We start from the raw sequence: 17,544 nt of genomic DNA on the forward strand, positions 1-17,544 counted from the left end.
TTTTAATCAGATAGCTGGGTAATGTAATCATCTACATCTACCCAGCTATCTAATTTTTTAGCCTTATCAAAATTCTCCCTTGCTTTAGTAAGATCATCGATCTTCATATAATAAATACCCAAAGCTTTGTACATATAAGCATTATCGTCCCCTCCGTATTCAAAGCATTTATCAATTAATGCTTTTCCTTCTTCAAGCTCATTCTGCATAATTTTACTGTAACCCAAGTATCCGTAGGGATTAAAATCATCAGGCATATCACTTATCAACTTTAGCAATTTTTTATCTGCTAAGGTATATTGCCCGGCAATAATCATTTCAAACGCTAAATTCAAAGAGGCAAACCTATAAGTAGCAGGATAGCTTAACGCCTGATTGTAATAACCAATAGCTGTTTCGCTATCCCTGGTGATCGAGTTTATATATCCTAATGATATAAGATCGTGTTCTGTCAGATTCGGCTGATTTTTAAATTGATGATATATTTTTAATGCGTTTTCAATATCACGTAGTGCACAATAACTGATAAATAAAGGGCGTAGAATATTTATTTCATCAGGATAACGATTGTTGGCAATTTCAAAATGATTTATAGCATCGCTGAAATCGTTTTTTCCAAATGCTTTCCGGCCCTCTGAATAATAGTTGTATACTTTACTTAATTTAATTGTAGAAATTATCAGGCGGCCATCAGTGTTTGCTCTTCCATTATTCGATAATAAATTATAGTAAGCTATAATCAAAGCATAAACTAATAAAACAATACTAAACAGTTTTATACCACCATGCCAATCTAATCCGAATGCGGCAAATAGTAAAATAAACGATAGAAACAAGGTTAATAGATTACCTGCCAACAGGATAAATATCTCTTTTTTATAATTAAATTCATACTCACTGCTTGAGCATGAGCCGCAACAGGTTATAAATGCCTTACCGATTATGTTAAAATGAAGTTTGCCTAATTTAAAGCGCAAAGCCTTTTTAGGCTTTTCTTGCGAACCTATATTGATGATGATCTCATCCGGCTTAGTAAGAATAAGATAAGCCAGCGCGTGTCCTAATTCATGTGTTGTTACAATAAGAAATGTGCATAAGGAATAGCCAATAAAAATAAGGCCGATAATATATAAGGTAGCCATCGTCCTAATATACAATTGAATTGTCACTAAAAAAACAACTGCTCCGCTTTTAACTTCTTCTGTACATCCTGCTTATAATTGCGGCCGATGGGTAGCTCATGGCCGTTAACTTCGAGGCTGTAGGCGTAAAAGGAGTTGATTTTTGATAGCGATACAATAAATGAGCGATGGATGCGCACAAAATATCGGTCGGGCAGCATCTCCTCTAAAAAGCTTATTTTTTGCTTGCTGATGTATACCTGGTCGGCTGTAATCACCTTTACATAATCGCGTATGCTTTCTATCCATAAAATGGCGTTTATGTTCAGCTTGATGGTTTTGCGGTCAACCTTGATATATAAAAACGCTTCCTGATCGCCGATGGGTGTTTCGTGGGAAAGGCGTGTGGTGGCGCGGTTGTCATATAATTGGTAAACCTTATCCATGGCACGCAAAAAGCGGTCGAAGGATATGGGTTTCAGCAGGTAATCCACCGCGTCCAACTCAAAACCTTCCAGCGCGTACTCGCTGTAGGCGGTGGTAAATATGGTTTTAGGGCGATTTTTTAGGCTGCGCAAAAAGTCGGTACCATTAAGGCCGGGCATCTTAATATCCAAAAACATCAGGTCGACAGGTTTTTGCTGCAGTATCTGGAAGGCCTGCATGGCATTGCCGCATTTGCCCGCAACCTCAACATCGCTAAAATTTTGCAGGTAACTGCTTATGATCTCTATGGCATGCGGTTCATCATCAACTATAAGTGTACGTATTTTCATGTGGTTGGGCAGTAGGTATGGCTTGCTGGCGGCGTATAAGCGTTAGTTCAAGCACAATTAAAAAAGCTTCATCATCATCCAGAATTTTAAGGCTATGCTGCCGCGGGTACAAAAGCTCAAGCCGCTTTTTTACGTTTTGCAAGCCTATGTTGCCAAAATGCCTGTCCGCATTGCTCTTAACCTGTTCCGGTTTACTATTAGACGCTTTAATTTTTAATACGTTACCATTAACCGATAAATTGATGTTGATCCAGTTATGGCCAAGCTTTTCGCTGGCGCCATGTTTAAAGGTATTTTCAATAAATGGCAGCAGCAACAGGGGCGCAATGTACAAGCCGTCAAGGTTGCCGGTAATGTTAAAGGTAAGGTCAAGCCGTTCTTCGTAGCGTAATTGTTCAAGGTCGGTGTAATGTTTCAGCATACTTACCTCATTGCTTAAAGACACCAGGTCGGTATTGCACTCATACAGCATATACCGCAGCATTTCAGACAGGCCAAGCACCGCGTTTGATGATTTGGGCGAATTTTGCAGCGTAAGCGAATACAAATTGTTAAGCGTATTGAACAGAAAATGCGGATGCAACTGCCCTTTCAGCGCATCCAGTTCGGCTTTAAGCGCAGCCTGCTTACGCTCATGCCACATCTTAAAATATTTTACACCTATACCAAAGCAGGCCACCAGGTTAAGGCTTTTAAAAGCGTTGAAAAAATAAACCGGGTGCAAAAATAGCTTACTCAGCGGCTCCCCGTCGTACGGGTCATTAAATTTGCCCAGGTAATGTTTAGCCAGGTAGGGGTAAGCAATAACTATATCCACAAACCTTGATGTAAGGCCCAGTATAATGTTGGTAAGTATCAGCAGCAAGCCAAACTGAACGTATTTGCCGGTGAGCAGGTAGCGCGGTATAAGCCAGTAGCCAATAGCATAAAACAATGCTATGTGTACCGGCATAAAAAACACATTGTTGTGCAGTGCTATTTGCCAGGTGCTTTTAAACGAGTACATCATCACAAAAAATGATGATACTGCCAGCCAGAATGCTCCATGCTGCACCCACCTGTTACCTGCCAAAGCTGATAAGTTTACACCCTTTGCCATGTACTAAATTACTTCAAAAAAATTGATGTATAAACCTATGGCCGACGAAACGCAGACTAAACATGACAAACAGCATCCATCAGTACATCAATGGTAATAATATACGGATAGATGGCTTTTGCGCGGCTTTTTAGTCAGCTTATAGTGCCCTGGGGTATGAGTATCGTACCTGCTTTATTAAGGTAGGAGGAGCATTTAGTTTTGAGGCATAAAATTTAAATACATCACAATGAAAAAGTTAATACTTGTAATGGCTGTAACAGTTATGGCCCTTACTCAAAGCATAGCACAAAACAAGGCCGACTCGCTGCAAGGCTACTGGGTTATTGAAAGCAATGTTAAAACACCCAAACTCAATACGGTTAAGTTTTATAATGATAACCACCACCTGGTGTACCAGGAAACGGTGAACGCCAAAATAAAGCTAAGCGATAAAAAGGTGCAAAAGGCACTTAATAAAATACTGACGGTAATGGTAAACCAGCGCCGCTACACAGCCGATCAGGAATTACTCAGCATCTACCTTGCAAAACAATAAATAAAAAAAGTCAGCAATGCCCCGTATAGTAGCGGGGCTTGTTGTTTTTACTTTTTCTGGTAGCTGCCAAACAGTTCAACCAAAATGTCCGGATTGTCGGATATAATGCCATCCACCTTTATGGCGGCTAACTGTTTCATGGCCTCGGCATCGTTCACTGTCCAGGGTATCACTTTAACACCGGCCGCGTGCGCGTCATTCACAAAAGTGGCATCTATCTGCTTATATTCCGGGCTGATGATGGGCGGCTTAAAGCCCAGCTTATCAATATTTTGCTGAAAGGTGTTTTTGTTTGATACCAGGTAGGCCAGCACTACTTTCGGGTATTTGCCGTGCAGGTATTGCAGCGGGCGCTCATCAAACGATTGTATGTTGCAGCGGTTCAGTAAATTTTTTTGTTTTACGATGGCCATTACCTTTTCGGCAATTACGTCAGGGGTAGGATGTTCTACATTATCACCTTTGGGCGAGCATTTTATCTCGATGTTATAATAAACCGGTTTCAGGTGCTTGGCTTTTGTGTATTTATCCACCGCGTCTATCATTTCGGTCAGCAGCGGTTTGTAGGTACGCATCTTTTTTTGCGCGGTGAAACCGGCGTGAACTTTGGTGCCGCTATCGTATTTGCGGATACTGTCATAAGGCATGGTATACAAAAGCAGGCTCTTTTGCTCCGCTTTGCTGATCTCGCTGCCATCAGGTTTCAACATAAAATCGGCATTCATATACGTATCGTGCGATACCACTACCTGCCCGTCCTTTGATATTACCACGTCCAGTTCCATAGTACGTGCACCCAGGTCTACGGCATGTATCATGGCTTGGATAGAGTTTTCTGGCATCAGGGCGCGGCCGCCACGGTGTGCCTGCAGGTCAATGCTGTTTTGTGCCGATGCGGACAGCAGGCTACAGCTTAAAAGCACAGAAAGCAAGTATTTCATAAGCCGGGCAATATCCGCTTTTTGTTTTAATGATGATAAATAAACCATGTAAAGCTTTTGTTAAGCGTACCTGGCGTGGTTAATAAATTAACCAATTTGTGTGCTATATTAACCTATTGATAGTTTGCATAATTTTATAACAAATACTGTAAAAACAGTGTTGTAGCTTTACATAAACCAATATCTGCCTTAATGATAAAAATAACCGCTTCCCTTTTTTTACTGGCGATGCCGTTAGGCTTGTTCGCCCAACACTCAGTACAAAAACTCTGGCAAACGGATAGCGTACTGGCCACGCCCGAATCTGTACTGCCTGCGGGTAAGGTATTATATGTATCGCTTATCAGCGGTAATTCGGGCGCTAAGGATGGCATAGGCGGCGTAGCCAAAGTATCTCCGGATGGGAAAATTATTGATACGGCCTTTGTTACCGGCTTAAACGCTCCTAAAGGCATGGGCATATATAACAATACCTTGTACGTTGCTGATCTGAGCGAACTGGTATCGGTTGATCTGAAAACCGGTAAGGTTAACAAAAAGCTGATCGATGAAAATGCCGGATTAAATGATGTGAGTATTGATGCCAAAGGCGTGATCTATGTATCCGACCCAAAGAATGCCCGTGTATTTCGTTTTGAGGGCGATAAACAGGAGGTTTATCTGGAGGGATTAAAAGGTGTTAATGGTGTAAAAAGCATCGGTAATAACCTGTACGTACTTACCGCCGATGCCGCTTACAAGGCCGGCGCCGATAAAAAGCTGACCAAAATATGCGACCTGGAGCATGGCGGCGATGGTATTGAACCTGTTGGTTACGGCGACTTGCTGATCACGGCCTGGGTAGGCTACCTGTATTATGTTACCCCGGATGGAAAAAAGCAGGTATTGCTGGATACACATGAAGGCAAAAGCAAAACCGCCGATATTGGGTACGATCCTAAAAAGCAAATAATTTATGTGCCTACATTTTTTGGTAACTCAGTAACGGCTTATAAACTTAATTAACAGGATAGATATGAAATTAAAATACGGCATACTGGTAGTACTTATTAGCTGGCTAAGTATCAGCATAGCATCAGCGCAAACCCCGGCCCAAAAGCAGGTAGCCGCCGCGGTTGATACACTTTACAAGGCCATGGTTGATGCCGATAAGGATAAACTGGACAAACTAACCGCGCCCCAATTAAGTTTTGGCCACTCCAGCGGAAAGGTGGAAGATAAAGCGGCGTTTATAAATGCGCTTACCAGCGGCGCATCTGATTTTACAAGCATTACTGCCGGTAACCAAACCATAACCATTGTTAAGGATGTAGCCATAGTTAGGCATGTACTTAATGGTGAGATACTGGATGGCGGTAAGCCGGGCAACGTTAAGCTGGGCATATTGCTGGTATGGAAAAAGCAGCAAAAGCAATGGGTTTTGTTGGCCCGGCAGGCATATAAGTTACCTTAACACTCGCTGTACTATATATATTGCAGGGGCACTCCGGTTGGGGTGCCTTTGTTATTTCAGGGCTATTGGCCGATAGTTTTAACTGCGCAGCTTTTCAGGTTAATATATTACATCAATATGCTATGATACTGAATTTGGGTGACTTAGCTATTGCCTTTATTTGTTCATGCTTATCCAATCTGTAAAAGGATGAGCCGGGGCTGAGTAATTAGGCCGATTATAAACCAACTGATAATAAATTTTTAATGACTGTTTCGCTAACGCTCCTTGCAGCAAGGGTTGCGCTATTAATAATTTATTGAATGAAATCGATTGAAACCAATAATAACCTCAATAATATGAACCTGAAATTTTACAAACCAATTGTGTGGCTGCTGGCATTTATATGCCTTTGCTGCCTGCAGGCTTACGCGCAGGACGCGGTGCAGATTACCGGCACCGTAAAAACCGGCAAAGGCGAAATACTTGCAGGTGTATCCGTACGGATAAAGAACACCACTACCGGCGCAGTAACCGATGCCAACGGCAAGTATACCCTGAGAGTGCCCAGCCGCTCGGCCGTATTACAAATATCATACATCGGTTTTGCCACTAAGGAGGTACCCGTGGGTGCAGGCAATGTGCTCGATATTATTTTAGAGGAGAACAATAACCAGTTAAGTGATATTGTAGTAACCGCCCTGGGCATAAAGCGCGAATCAAAAAAGCTGGGCTACTCAACCGCTACCGTAAATACCGACCTGCTTACGGTTAACCGCACAACCAACGTGGGTAACAGTTTAGAGGGTAAAATAGCAGGTGTTAACGTTACGCCACCCGCCGGTGGCCCGGGCGGGTCAACCAAGATCCGCATCAGGGGGCAGTCATCATTTGGCGGCAATAACTCACCATTAATTATTGTTAACGGCATCCCTATTAATAATACCTCTGTTTCGGCAGGCGGTTTCGCGGGTAATGGCGCGGGCAACGTAACCGGCGGCTCGTCTGACCAGGGCGACGGTTTGCAGAGCATCAACCAGGATGACATAGAAAGTATGACAGTACTGAAAGGTGCCGCCGCCGCCGCGCTGTACGGCTTTCGGGCTAAGGATGGCGCTATCATCATTACTACAAAAACAGGCAGCAAAACACAGGGTATAGGCATCGAGCTGAACTCCAACTACCAGGCCGACCAGGCGCTGGATTATACCGATTTTCAGTACGAATACGGCCAGGGCGAATACGGCAAACGCCAAACCACGCTTGCCGAGGCGCAAACTTTTGGCGTGCACAGTTTTGGCGAAAGGTTTGATGGCGCGCCAACCATTCAGTTTGATGGTTCAACGCAACCTTACTCGCCGTTTAAAAACCGCATCTCGCAGTTTTACCGTACGGGCCGTAATTTTTCTAACTCGGTGGCCATATCAGGTGGCAGCGATAAGGGTAGCTTCCGTTTGTCGTTCGCTAATAATGATGCTAACGCCATTATGCCAAATTCCGATTATCATAAAAAGATATTCAACCTCGGGCTCAATTATAAGGTTACGCCAAAGCTTAGTTTGCAACTGAATGCCAACTACTCAAACGAGTACAACCACAACCCGCCGCAAATTGGTATTCAGGATATGAATGCCAATACCACCATTTATACCCTGGCCAACAGTATTAATACCGACTGGCTGAAGAATTATAAAGACCCTAACGGTAACGAGATGCCGCTTTCGCGCTTTACCAACCGTAACAACCCATATTGGGTGACTATGCAAAGGTTTGAGAATGTGCACCGTGACCGTATTTTCGGTAATGCCTCATTACGTTACCAGTTTACCGACTGGTTGTATTTGCAGGCACGCATAGGGCAGGATTATTTTACCCGCCCGTACAACTATAACCGCCCTACAGGTACCCGTTCTATCGGCGCGGTAACTACCGGCTTCAACGGCTATTACTACCAGGATGTAACCACTTTCAGAGAACGTAATATGGATTTCCTGATCGGCGCTAACAAAAAGGTAAAGGATTTTGGCTTTGACCTTACCCTGGGTGGCAATGCCATGAAACAGGTAAGCGATGTTATGGGTACAGCGGTTACCAACTTCTTTGTACGCGATTTATACACCATCAGTAACGGGCAGGTAAAAAACCCTAACTACAGTTATTTTGAAAAACGGGTTAACTCGGTTTATGGCTCGTTCGAGGTATCATACAAAAACTTTTTGTATGTAACCGCTACCGCCCGTAACGATTGGTTTTCAACCCTCAATATCAACTCCAACAGCTACCTGTATCCATCAGTAAGCGCCAGCTTTGTGTTTAGTGATGCCATACGCATGCCATCGTGGATTGATTATGGTAAGGTGCGCATAGCTTATGCCGAAGTAGGCGGCGATACCGACCCTTATGCCAATACGTTGTATTACTCGCTAAACTCTAATCCGTTTGGCGGTACCGCGCTGGGCTCCATTAACAGCGATATTAGTCCGAATGCGGGCCTGCGACCGTTAAAGGTGAAGGAAAAGGAGGCCGGTTTGGAGATCAGGACATTTAACAGCCGCCTGAACCTGGATATGTCTGTTTACGAAAAAAACACCGTTGACGAGATATTGAATGTAGATGTTTCGGTAGCGTCGGGTTTCAATTCAACCAAAGTAAATATTGGTAAGCTGCGCAACCGTGGCGTTGAGGCATTACTGACCATTGTGCCTATTAAAAAGACCGGCTTTAATTGGGAAACCGCCTTTAACGGATCATACAACGCCTCAAAAGTTCAGGAACTGGCTAACGGACAGGCCAGGGTTGATGTAGGCACGGGCGAGTTCTTCGGTACCGTATCGCATGAGGTAGGTTTACCGCTGGCATCGCTGCGTGGGTTTGATTACCGCCGCGATGCACAGGGCCGTATCGTTACCATCAACGGTTTACCGCAGCGCGGCGAGCTGACCACCTTCGGCAGCGCTATACCTAAATGGGTAGGCGGCTGGACCAATACCTTCCGCTACAAGGGCTTCCGTGTATTTACGCAGGTTGATTTTAAGGCCGGTGCCAAGATCATGTCAAACTCCAACCTCAACTTTTTGCGTGAGGGCTTGTCGCAGCAATCATTGGTTGGCCGCGAGGGTGGGGTAGTGTTTGATGGTGTTAACCCTGATGGTACACCCAATACCACCGCTGTTGAGGCCGAAACCTTTTACTCCAACTACCGCACCACCAACATAGCCACACCATTTATCTATAACGCGGCATTTGTTAGATGGAGATCCATATCGGTAGGTTATGATTTCAGCAAGTACATGAAAAAAACCTTTATCAAAGGCCTCAATGTATCGCTGTTGGTTAACAACGTGCTGATGATCAAAAAGTACATTGATAACCTCGATCCGCAGGCCAGCGTTTCAGCGTCAGATAACCTGCAGGGCATTGAATCGCATACGCTGCCAACCACGCGCAGCTACGGTGTCAACGTAAATGTTAAACTCTAACCATCCCGAAATCATCATGAAAAAGAAATATATCATCGCTTTACTGGCAACCATAGTAACGCTTGGAGCCTGTAAAAAGAATTTTGAGGAGATCAACGTAAACCCGGTGCTGCCGTCAGATCTTGAACCTTCGTACCTGTTCTCCAACGCCCAGTTCAGCGCCGCGTTGCCTAATTACTACTATCAGCCCATGATCGTTCAGCAACTGATAACACCCAACACCGGCGTACTGGAAGGCGGCAACCACAACGTGAGTTATGACCCGAATGCCAACATCACCTTTAACTATATGTACCGCAGTACCAGTAACACTACCGGTGGTATAGTTACCGGGCCGGTGGTGCTGCTTACCACCGTGCTCGATAAGCTGAAAGATCAGCCTGCGCGAAGCAACCTGTACAATATGGCCCGTATTTTTAAGGCTTATGTATTTATGATACTGGTTGATACCTACGGCGATGTGCCTTACACCGAAGCGGGTAAAGGTTACCTGGAAGGCATCAACCTGCCTAAATATGATAACCAGCAGGATATTTACACGGATATTTTGAAGGAGCTTGACGAGGCCACCAAAGCCCTGGATGCCAGCAAAGCCATTGAGGCCGGCGACCTGTTTTATAAAGGCGACATCCCCAAATGGAAAAAACTGGGCAACTCGCTATTACTGCGTGCCGCAATGCGTTACAGCAAGATAGACGCGACAAAGGCGCAGCAATATGTAAGTATCGCGGTAAGTGGCGGCCTCATGCAATCAAACGCCGATAATGCTTTGATACAGTTCAATAGCACGTTTAATAGCCCGACCGGTAGCTGGTTCCAGGCTACCGAGCGCGGTAACATTTACCTGGCCGCGCCGTTTGTGGAGTATTTGCAGGATACGGATGACCCGCGCCTGCGTGTTATCTCCGTTAAATACGCGCAGCCTGCCAATCCGCTGGCAACGGTGGGTACAGAAAATACCAACCCTGCCGATCAGTTGGGGATGCCTTTGGGTTATAATGAATCTACCATCAGCACCGCGCCCGGCTTTCCGGGACGGCTTGGCGCGGGCTATGCTTACTCGCAGGTTAACCGCCGCACTTTAGGTAAAATAGATATTCCGGAATTTTATGTAACCTACTCGCAAACTACCTTGCTTTTGGCCGAAGCCGTACAACGTGGCTGGGCAACCGGTACCGTAGCAACTTTGTATGCCAATGGGGTAAAGGCACATATGGATCAACTGGCGCAGTATGATGGTACGGCAACCATAAGTGCCGATGCGCAAAACGCTTACCTGCTGGCTAATCCATTTAACCCGGCAAACGCTTTGGAGCAGATCAATACACAATACTGGGTATCATCATTCCTTAACGGCAACGAGGCCTGGGCTAATTTTCGCCGAAGCGGGTACCCGGTCTTAACGCCAAACCCGTACCCAACGGCTGATGCCTCGGTAAAAGGCGCGTTTATCCGCAGGTTAACCTATCCGCTACGCGAGCAAACTGTAAACGCTGCCAACTACCAGGCAGCCGTATCGCATAACGGGCCGGATAACCTGGCCACACGCGTTTTTTGGGATAAGGAATAACCAACCAAATACTACCTATGAAAAACAGGATCATAATGCTTGCAGCGCTGCTTTTGGCGGCGCTGCATTTACAGGCCCAGCAGGTAACCTTAACGCCCGATCAGATCAAACTGCTTACCGCCGACTGGAAAGGTGAGCGCTCGCCTGATGGCCGTCCCCACGTGGCTGACGATGTGCTGGAGCGTTTTAAGAATGTGGGCATTGAAGACGTTTGGGGCTTTTTGCGCGGCAAGAGCTACCAAAACCAGTTTGAGGGCGATTGGATGATACTGCATCCCGACAGCGTAATGGTTGGCCGGGCGGTAACTGCCCAATATATGCCCCTGCGCCCTGATGTGGATAAGGTAATTAAAGATAAGGGCAAAGCCGAAGGCCGTGTAGGGCCAACCAACTCGTGGCCGATTGACGTTTTGAAGAATGGCGACATCTATGTGGCCGATGGTTTTAACAAGGTGGTTGATGGTACGCTGATTGGCGATAACCTGGGCAATTCCATCTATGCCAAAACCAAACGGGGCGTGGTATTTTACGGCTCGGTGCGCGATTTGGAAGGGCTTAACGAGATCAAGGGCTTTAACGGCTGGATCAAGGCGGTCGATCCATCGTACCTGCAACAGGTAATGCTGGCGGGTATCAACGTACCTGTACGTATCGGGCGCGCTACGGTACTGCCCGGCGATGTGGTGCTGGCCAAGCGTGGCGGTACGCTGTTTATTCCCGCATCTTTGGCAGAAGAGGCAGTTATCACCGCTGAATTTATTGTGCTGCGCGACGAATACGGTCACCAGCGCCTGCGCGAGGGTAAGTATACGCCGGGGCAGATTGACAGCCAGTGGACCGAGGAGATCAAAAACGATTTCATCAAATGGCTAAACAGTTACCCCGGCAAACTGCCCATGACCCGCAAACAACTCGACGATTACATGAAAAACCGTACCTGGTAACCCTACTAAACCTATAATGATATGAAAAACGAATTACTCAGGCTGTTAGCCAATGGCAAGCAATTGGATAAGCAATCAAAGGCAACACCCGCATCAACCCAACCCGAAGAAACCAAGGGCTCGGCAAGGCGCGATTTTTTAAAGAAATCGGCATTAGGCGGTGGCCTGGCGTTGGGCGGTATGCTATTCGCCTCTGCTGAGGATACGCTGGCGCAATCAACCTCAAAAGTGAACCGTAATAGCTCTCCGTCAGAATTAAAGATTACCGATATGCGGTACATCGTACCCATGACCACCGTTGGCCGTTGCCCCATCATCCGTATTGAAACTAACCAGGGCATTTACGGGCTTGGCGAGGTGCGCGATGGTGCCGACCCACGCTATGCCCTTATGCTGAAAAGCCGCATTTTAGGTATGAACCCATGCAGTGTAGAGATGGTATTTAAGGCGATTAAACAATTCGGCTTTCATGGCAGGCAGGCGGGCGGCGTTTGCGCCGTCGAGATGGCGCTGTGGGATTTGGCAGGAAAGGCTTACAATGTACCCGCTTACCAGTTGTTGGGCGGTAAATATCGGGATACGGTAAGGCTTTATGCCGATACCCCCGAGGAAGAGGATATGACCGCCTTTAGCGCCAAGGTGAAGGACAGGCTGGTTACCAAAGGCTATACCTGGCTAAAAATGGATCTGGGTATCGAGCTGATAAAGGATATACCCGGTACCACCGTTAACTCCGGCTTTTGGAAAGGCAGCCAGTGGAACGATAAACCCATGACGCTGGGCAATACCAAGCACCCTTTTACCCAGATACAGATCACCGAGAAAGGGCTTGACGAAATAGCCAAATATGTGGATAAGGTGCGCAGCGCGGTAGGGTATGATGTACCGCTATCATCAGATCATTTCGGGCATTTTGATACCAATAACGCCATCAGGCTGGCCCGCAAGCTGGAGCCATACCGGTTGGCCTGGATGGAAGATATGGTGCCCTGGGAGTACACCCAGCAGTGGAAAGAGATCACCAATGCGATAGAAACACCAACATTAACGGGAGAAGATATATACCTTAAAGAAGAATTCATTAAATTGGTCGACCATCACGCGGTTGATATCATCCACCCTGACCTTTCATCGTCGGGTGGGTTGCTCGAAACCAAAAAGATAGGCGATTATGCAGAAGAACATGGCGTAGCCATGGCCATGCACTTTGCCGGTACGCCGGTAGCCTTTATGGCCAATGTGCATTGCGCTGCCGCTACGCAAAACTTTTTGGCGCTTGAGCATCACAATATTGATTTGCCTTACTGGGAAAGCTACGTGAAAACGGTTGATAAAAAACCGCTGATCGATAAAGGTTTCGCCTTAGTGCCTGATTCGCCGGGCCTGGGTATCGAGCTTAACGAGGATGTGCTGAAACAACACCTCGACCCGAAAGACAAATCATGGTTTGTACCCACCAGGGAGTGGGATGAGAAACGATCGTGGGATAGGTTATGGAGTTAATTAACCAATTTAAAACTTAAAAACTTATGGTACCAGCTAAAGTTTATTACGCGTTCTCGTTTCTTATTTTATTGGGTTTTATAACGGTATCAGCAACGGGCCACCCGCAATGGGGTGGCTGGTTGCTGATGCTTTTTTTTATAGCCCTTGCTATGGCCTTCAGGCAGCATCCCAAGCTCAAAGGCTTTTCGTTTACCATCATGATCTTCGCGGCGGTGAGTTTGGCCATGTACTACCCGCAGTATTTTGTACAGGTGGGCGATTTTAAATTGTCAAAGCTCATTATCCCGTTATTGCAGATCATCATGTTCGGTATGGGGAGCGAGCTGAGCATGAAGGAGCTTGCTACTGTGCTTAAACAGCCAAAAACCATCATCATCGGGGTGATTTGCCATTACACGGTGATGCCATTGGTGGGTTACATTTTGGCTAATACCTTTAACTTTCCGCCCGAGATTGCCGCCGGAATTATATTGGTGGGCTGCTGCCCGAGTGGTTTGGCATCCAACGTAATGTCATATTTGGCGAGGGCTAACCTGGCGCTGTCAATCGCTATTACTACCGTATCAACACTGCTTGCACCGGTATTTACACCACTGCTGATGCGCTTATTAGCAGGCCGGTTGGTTGAGGTGCATTTTTTAGATATGGCCTGGGATACCACCAAGGTAGTATTGCTGCCCATCATCGCAGGAGCCTTGTTCCATGCCTTGGTGCGTGGCAAGGTTAAATGGCTGGACAGTATTATGCCACTTATTTCCATGATCGGTATCGGCCTCATCATCGTGGTAATTACTTCGGCAGGGCATCAAAGTTTACTGAATGTAGGCTTGTTGCTTATAGTGGCGGTATTCATCCATAACGTATCCGGCTATGCGCTGGGTTATTGGCTGGGCAGGCTGATGGGCTTTGCCGAAAAGGATTGCCGTACCATATCCCTCGAAGTGGGGATGCAAAACGGCGGACTGGCATCAGGCCTTGCGCTGCTAATGGGCGGACTGGCCACTATTGGGCTGGCACCGGCTATTTTTGGTCCGCTGATGAATATTACCGGTTCATCATTAGCTACCTGGTGGCATGGCAAAATTCCGCCCGAAGACCTGCAGGTTGAAGCGCCTGCGCAACATCACCATAATTAATCGATGTAATTATGAAAACACGCTTGTTTAAGTCCCTGTTATTACTGATAGCGATAATGGCCGGTGTTAATGGCGATGCTTTTGCACAAGCTGATTCTACTGTTATCAGTTTATGGAAGAACGGTGCGCCGGGTTTTGAAAGCCGCCGTACCGAACCCGAGAAGGGCGATAAATACATCAGCAATATTCATAACCCAACCATAACGGTTTATTTGCCGCCTAAGGATAAGGCAAACGGTGCCGCGGTGCTGGTATGCCCCGGCGGCGGGCACCGTATGCTGGTTATTAATTCAGAAGGCAGGGAAGCGGCCCAATTTTTAAACAGCCTGGGTATTGTGGCTGTGGTTTTAAAGTACAGATTGGCGCGAGATACCAACTCTGTATACAAATTAGATGTACATGCCCCGCAGGATGCCATGCGTGCCATGCGCCTGATCCGCAGCAATGCCCAACAATGGGGTGTTGATACCGCGCGTATCGGCATGATGGGCTTTTCGGCAGGTGGCGAAGTGGTGGATATGGTTGCCTTTAACACTTATAAACAACCGCTAAAACCTGTCGACGTGATCGATAAACTGAATTACAAACCCAACTTTGTTATACTGGTTTATCCGGGCCCGCTTGGCGTGCCGCAAAAGGTTGAACGCGATGCGCCACCTGCGTTTCTCATAGCGGCTAATGATGATGTTTGCTGCTCGCCGCCCATAGTAACGCTGCTGCAAAAGTATCGCGAAGCCGGCGTACCTGTTGAGGCGCACATTTTTTCAAAAGGCGATCATGCTTTTAATATGGGTAAACGCGCAAAGCTGCAATCGCTAAAAGCATGGCCGCAGCGCCTTGCCGACTGGTTTGCTGATAACGATTACTTTAACAAGCAGGCAAGTAAATAAATCATTTATCCATAACGATGATCTTATAATCATTCAGTCGGTCGGCAATGAAACTTACATAGCCATCGGCATAAGTAAACTTGACCGGCCTGCCACTCAGCAGGTCGGTTACACGGGCGGGTTTATACCCGCTTTTTATTTTCAGGCTGATGTTGTATACCGGCAACGCTGGCAGGTAGCTGGTTGAACTTACGCCCGTAAGGTTGATAAGGTGGAGTATCAGTCCGTCATTATCGCTTTTATTTGTGGTAGTATTTTTAGCATACTGCTGCAATACCGTTTCAACCTTCGGGTGCGCGTTGGTAAGGAGCTGCTTTCCGGCATCCGGGTAAATATTGTTCAGCACATCAAGTAGCAACTGCTTGTGTTCCTGGTAGCCGTTGTTATAATATAATCGCCCCACGTTAAATGGCAGCAATACCGCTTTGGCTGTGCCATGTTGTTTAATGGCCAGCATTTTGTCGCCGGTAATATCATGCCCGCCAATAATTTCCGGCGGACCGGTACGGCCTTTAGCCAGCAGGGGCAAGCCTGTTTTATCCGCGGCAGACACATCATATAAGGCCAGGTTATACTTCATAAAAAGCATGGTTTGCCCTCTAAAGTTTTTAAAGATGGTTCTATCCTCGGGCACCAGGTAATTACCTGCCGCGTCATTAGTGAGGCTTTTTAGTTTAGCGCCAAATAATTCGTTTAGCAAAGCCGGGTTATCATTTAAGGCGATATTGGTGGCGATGATATTGGTGCCATTAGCTATGGCCGTTTTTAATTGTTTTACGCCGCCATCGTTCAAAAAAGTAATATCGGGCAATATAATTACCTTGTAGTTTTTCAGCTTATCGCCACGGTTTTGCAGTTGGTTGTCCTCAATAATATCAAAGGGGAGGTGCGCCTCCAGCAATATTTGCTGTATGCCACGATACTCCTGCGCGGGCGTGCCGTTAGGCCACGAACCGGGCGCTACCACGGCTATTTTAGCGATAGATGTATAGCGGCCAAAGTACGGCTCATACTTTTTGTGCAGACCGTATATCTTTTCGATGGCCTTGAAATTCCGTTCGTCCTCATAACCGCGGGTATCGCCCATCATGCTCAGGTCGAGGCCGGAACCGTGCGCCATATTCTGGTAAAGCCGTACTGATATCTCCTCCGGCTCAATAGCATTATAACGTGATTGAAAAGAGATCTGCTGTATGCTGGCATTGCTGATGATGTGATCCGGAAAGGTTTTACCCGCATTGTTCACATTATCCGCCGCGCTGTATGGCCATAGCGGTAAAGTTGGTACAGCCTGCGTTTCGTGCCTGATGATGTCCACATACTGATCGGTGTAGGTACAAATAGCCGCCTGCGGATTTTTACTTTTTACCAGTGTGTATAACCGTTTGCCCCATTCATCCAGCGTAAATTTTTTAAATTTCAGGTATTGCTGGTACAGGCTATCAGCCTTGTTCTCCTCAACAGGCAATGCCTTGCCGCCGCTAAATTCCGCGAAGCGTTTTTTATCATATTCATTTTGATCGATACCCATGTATCGGCCCTCGTAGGTATTGTTGGTCTGGTAGCCGGGCATGTTCAAAAATATTCCGTCGATAGGGTAGTTATCCATTACTTCGGTCACGATATCAAAGGCACGCTGCTGCACATAGGGCCCGTTGATGGATACGGTATACATGCCGGGGTTGGTCATGCGCTCACCTTTGGGCGATAGGTAGCACCAATCGGGGTGGGCTTTATAAATGCTCTCGTGCACACGGCTAAAATCAAACCGAACAATAACCTTAATGCCCTGCTGATGGCATTTGGCTACTACATCCTTCAAAAAATCGCGCTTAACATAAGGGTTTTGATATTGGTAAGATAGTTTGGTAGGATAAAAGGCCATAATACCACCCGCGTTGATGATAAGCGTATTGGCCGAAAATTTAACCAGGTCGGTAACCAGCGAATCGGGGTTGAGGGTGGCTGCTTCATAATCGGGCAGGTTGGTTTGTATCACCCTTAAATTATTACGTTTCCACCAGCCGGGGGTTGTGCTTTGTTGTTGCGCCCGGCCGGGAAGCCAGAGTAGTATCGCTATAAATACAAGTAGGGTTTTATTCATGCAGATGA

General features: G+C 46.4%; 14 protein-coding genes. 9 read left to right on the plus strand and 5 right to left on the minus strand.

Annotated features, from left to right (window positions below):
* Positions 1–2: 2 nt before the first annotated feature.
* The 3 genes from LJ707_RS13660 to LJ707_RS13670 are packed head-to-tail and all read right to left on the minus strand — an operon-like array spanning position 3 to position 2,996.
* Positions 3–1,142, minus strand: a complete 1,140-nt coding sequence (locus LJ707_RS13660) for a lipopolysaccharide assembly protein LapB (protein ID WP_228951875.1) — start codon at positions 1,140–1,142, stop codon at positions 3–5.
* A 26-nt stretch (positions 1,143–1,168) separates the two neighbouring features.
* A complete protein-coding gene (locus tag LJ707_RS13665; RefSeq protein ID WP_228951876.1) occupies positions 1,169–1,897 on the minus strand; it encodes a LytTR family DNA-binding domain-containing protein in 729 nt (242 codons plus the stop codon).
* Complete coding sequence (locus LJ707_RS13670) at positions 1,872–2,996, minus strand: sensor histidine kinase (protein ID WP_228951877.1); 1,125 nt, start codon at positions 2,994–2,996, stop codon at positions 1,872–1,874. Before LJ707_RS13670 ends, LJ707_RS13665 begins: the two co-directional genes overlap by 26 nt.
* Positions 2,997–3,225: 229 nt before the next feature.
* Here LJ707_RS13670 and LJ707_RS13675 point away from each other — a divergent pair, with 229 nt between their 5' ends.
* Positions 3,226–3,534 (plus strand): hypothetical protein, encoded by a 309-nt coding sequence (locus LJ707_RS13675; RefSeq protein ID WP_228951880.1) that lies wholly within the window; start codon positions 3,226–3,228, stop codon positions 3,532–3,534.
* Between the two features lie 47 nt (positions 3,535–3,581).
* Here the strand turns inward: LJ707_RS13675 and LJ707_RS13680 are convergent, their stop codons facing one another.
* Positions 3,582–4,475, minus strand: coding sequence for a glycerophosphodiester phosphodiesterase family protein (locus LJ707_RS13680; RefSeq protein WP_228951882.1), 894 nt, complete (start codon positions 4,473–4,475; stop codon positions 3,582–3,584).
* Between the two features lie 192 nt (positions 4,476–4,667).
* Here LJ707_RS13680 and LJ707_RS13685 point away from each other — a divergent pair, with 192 nt between their 5' ends.
* The 8 genes from LJ707_RS13685 (at position 4,668) to LJ707_RS13720 (ending at position 15,432) form a co-directional block, all read left to right on the plus strand.
* Positions 4,668–5,480, plus strand: coding sequence for a strictosidine synthase family protein (locus LJ707_RS13685; RefSeq protein WP_228951884.1), 813 nt, complete (start codon positions 4,668–4,670; stop codon positions 5,478–5,480).
* A gap of 10 nt (positions 5,481–5,490) precedes the next feature.
* Positions 5,491–5,928 (plus strand): nuclear transport factor 2 family protein, encoded by a 438-nt coding sequence (locus LJ707_RS13690; protein WP_228951886.1) that lies wholly within the window; start codon positions 5,491–5,493, stop codon positions 5,926–5,928.
* Between the two features lie 302 nt (positions 5,929–6,230).
* On the plus strand, positions 6,231–9,386 hold the full coding sequence (locus LJ707_RS13695; protein ID WP_228951888.1) for a SusC/RagA family TonB-linked outer membrane protein: 3,156 nt from the start codon (positions 6,231–6,233) through the stop codon (positions 9,384–9,386).
* Between the two features lie 16 nt (positions 9,387–9,402).
* A complete protein-coding gene (locus tag LJ707_RS13700) occupies positions 9,403–10,956 on the plus strand; it encodes a SusD/RagB family nutrient-binding outer membrane lipoprotein (RefSeq protein WP_228951890.1) in 1,554 nt (517 codons plus the stop codon).
* 17 nt (positions 10,957–10,973) lie between these two features.
* Positions 10,974–11,900: an RraA family protein gene (locus LJ707_RS13705; protein ID WP_228951893.1), complete on the plus strand. Its 927-nt coding sequence runs from the start codon at positions 10,974–10,976 to the stop codon at positions 11,898–11,900.
* Positions 11,901–11,921: 21 nt separating this feature from the next.
* Entirely contained in the window at positions 11,922–13,403 is a 1,482-nt protein-coding gene (locus LJ707_RS13710; RefSeq protein WP_228951895.1) for a mandelate racemase/muconate lactonizing enzyme family protein, read from the plus strand.
* A 26-nt stretch (positions 13,404–13,429) separates the two neighbouring features.
* The gene (locus LJ707_RS13715) at positions 13,430–14,542 is read left to right on the plus strand and encodes a bile acid:sodium symporter family protein (protein ID WP_228951897.1); all 1,113 of its coding nucleotides are present in this window, start codon (positions 13,430–13,432) and stop codon (positions 14,540–14,542) included.
* Positions 14,543–14,553: 11 nt separating this feature from the next.
* Positions 14,554–15,432 (plus strand): alpha/beta hydrolase, encoded by an 879-nt coding sequence (locus tag LJ707_RS13720; RefSeq protein ID WP_228951900.1) that lies wholly within the window; start codon positions 14,554–14,556, stop codon positions 15,430–15,432.
* A 1-nt stretch (position 15,433) separates the two neighbouring features.
* On the opposite strand, the gene LJ707_RS13725 is transcribed toward LJ707_RS13720, so the two are convergent.
* A complete protein-coding gene (locus tag LJ707_RS13725; protein ID WP_228951902.1) occupies positions 15,434–17,536 on the minus strand; it encodes an alpha-amylase family protein in 2,103 nt (700 codons plus the stop codon).
* Between the last annotated feature and the right edge of the window lie 8 nt (positions 17,537–17,544).

It is taken from the genome of Mucilaginibacter sp. UR6-1 (assembly GCF_020880975.1).
Taxonomy (GTDB): Bacteria; Bacteroidota; Bacteroidia; order Sphingobacteriales; family Sphingobacteriaceae; genus Mucilaginibacter.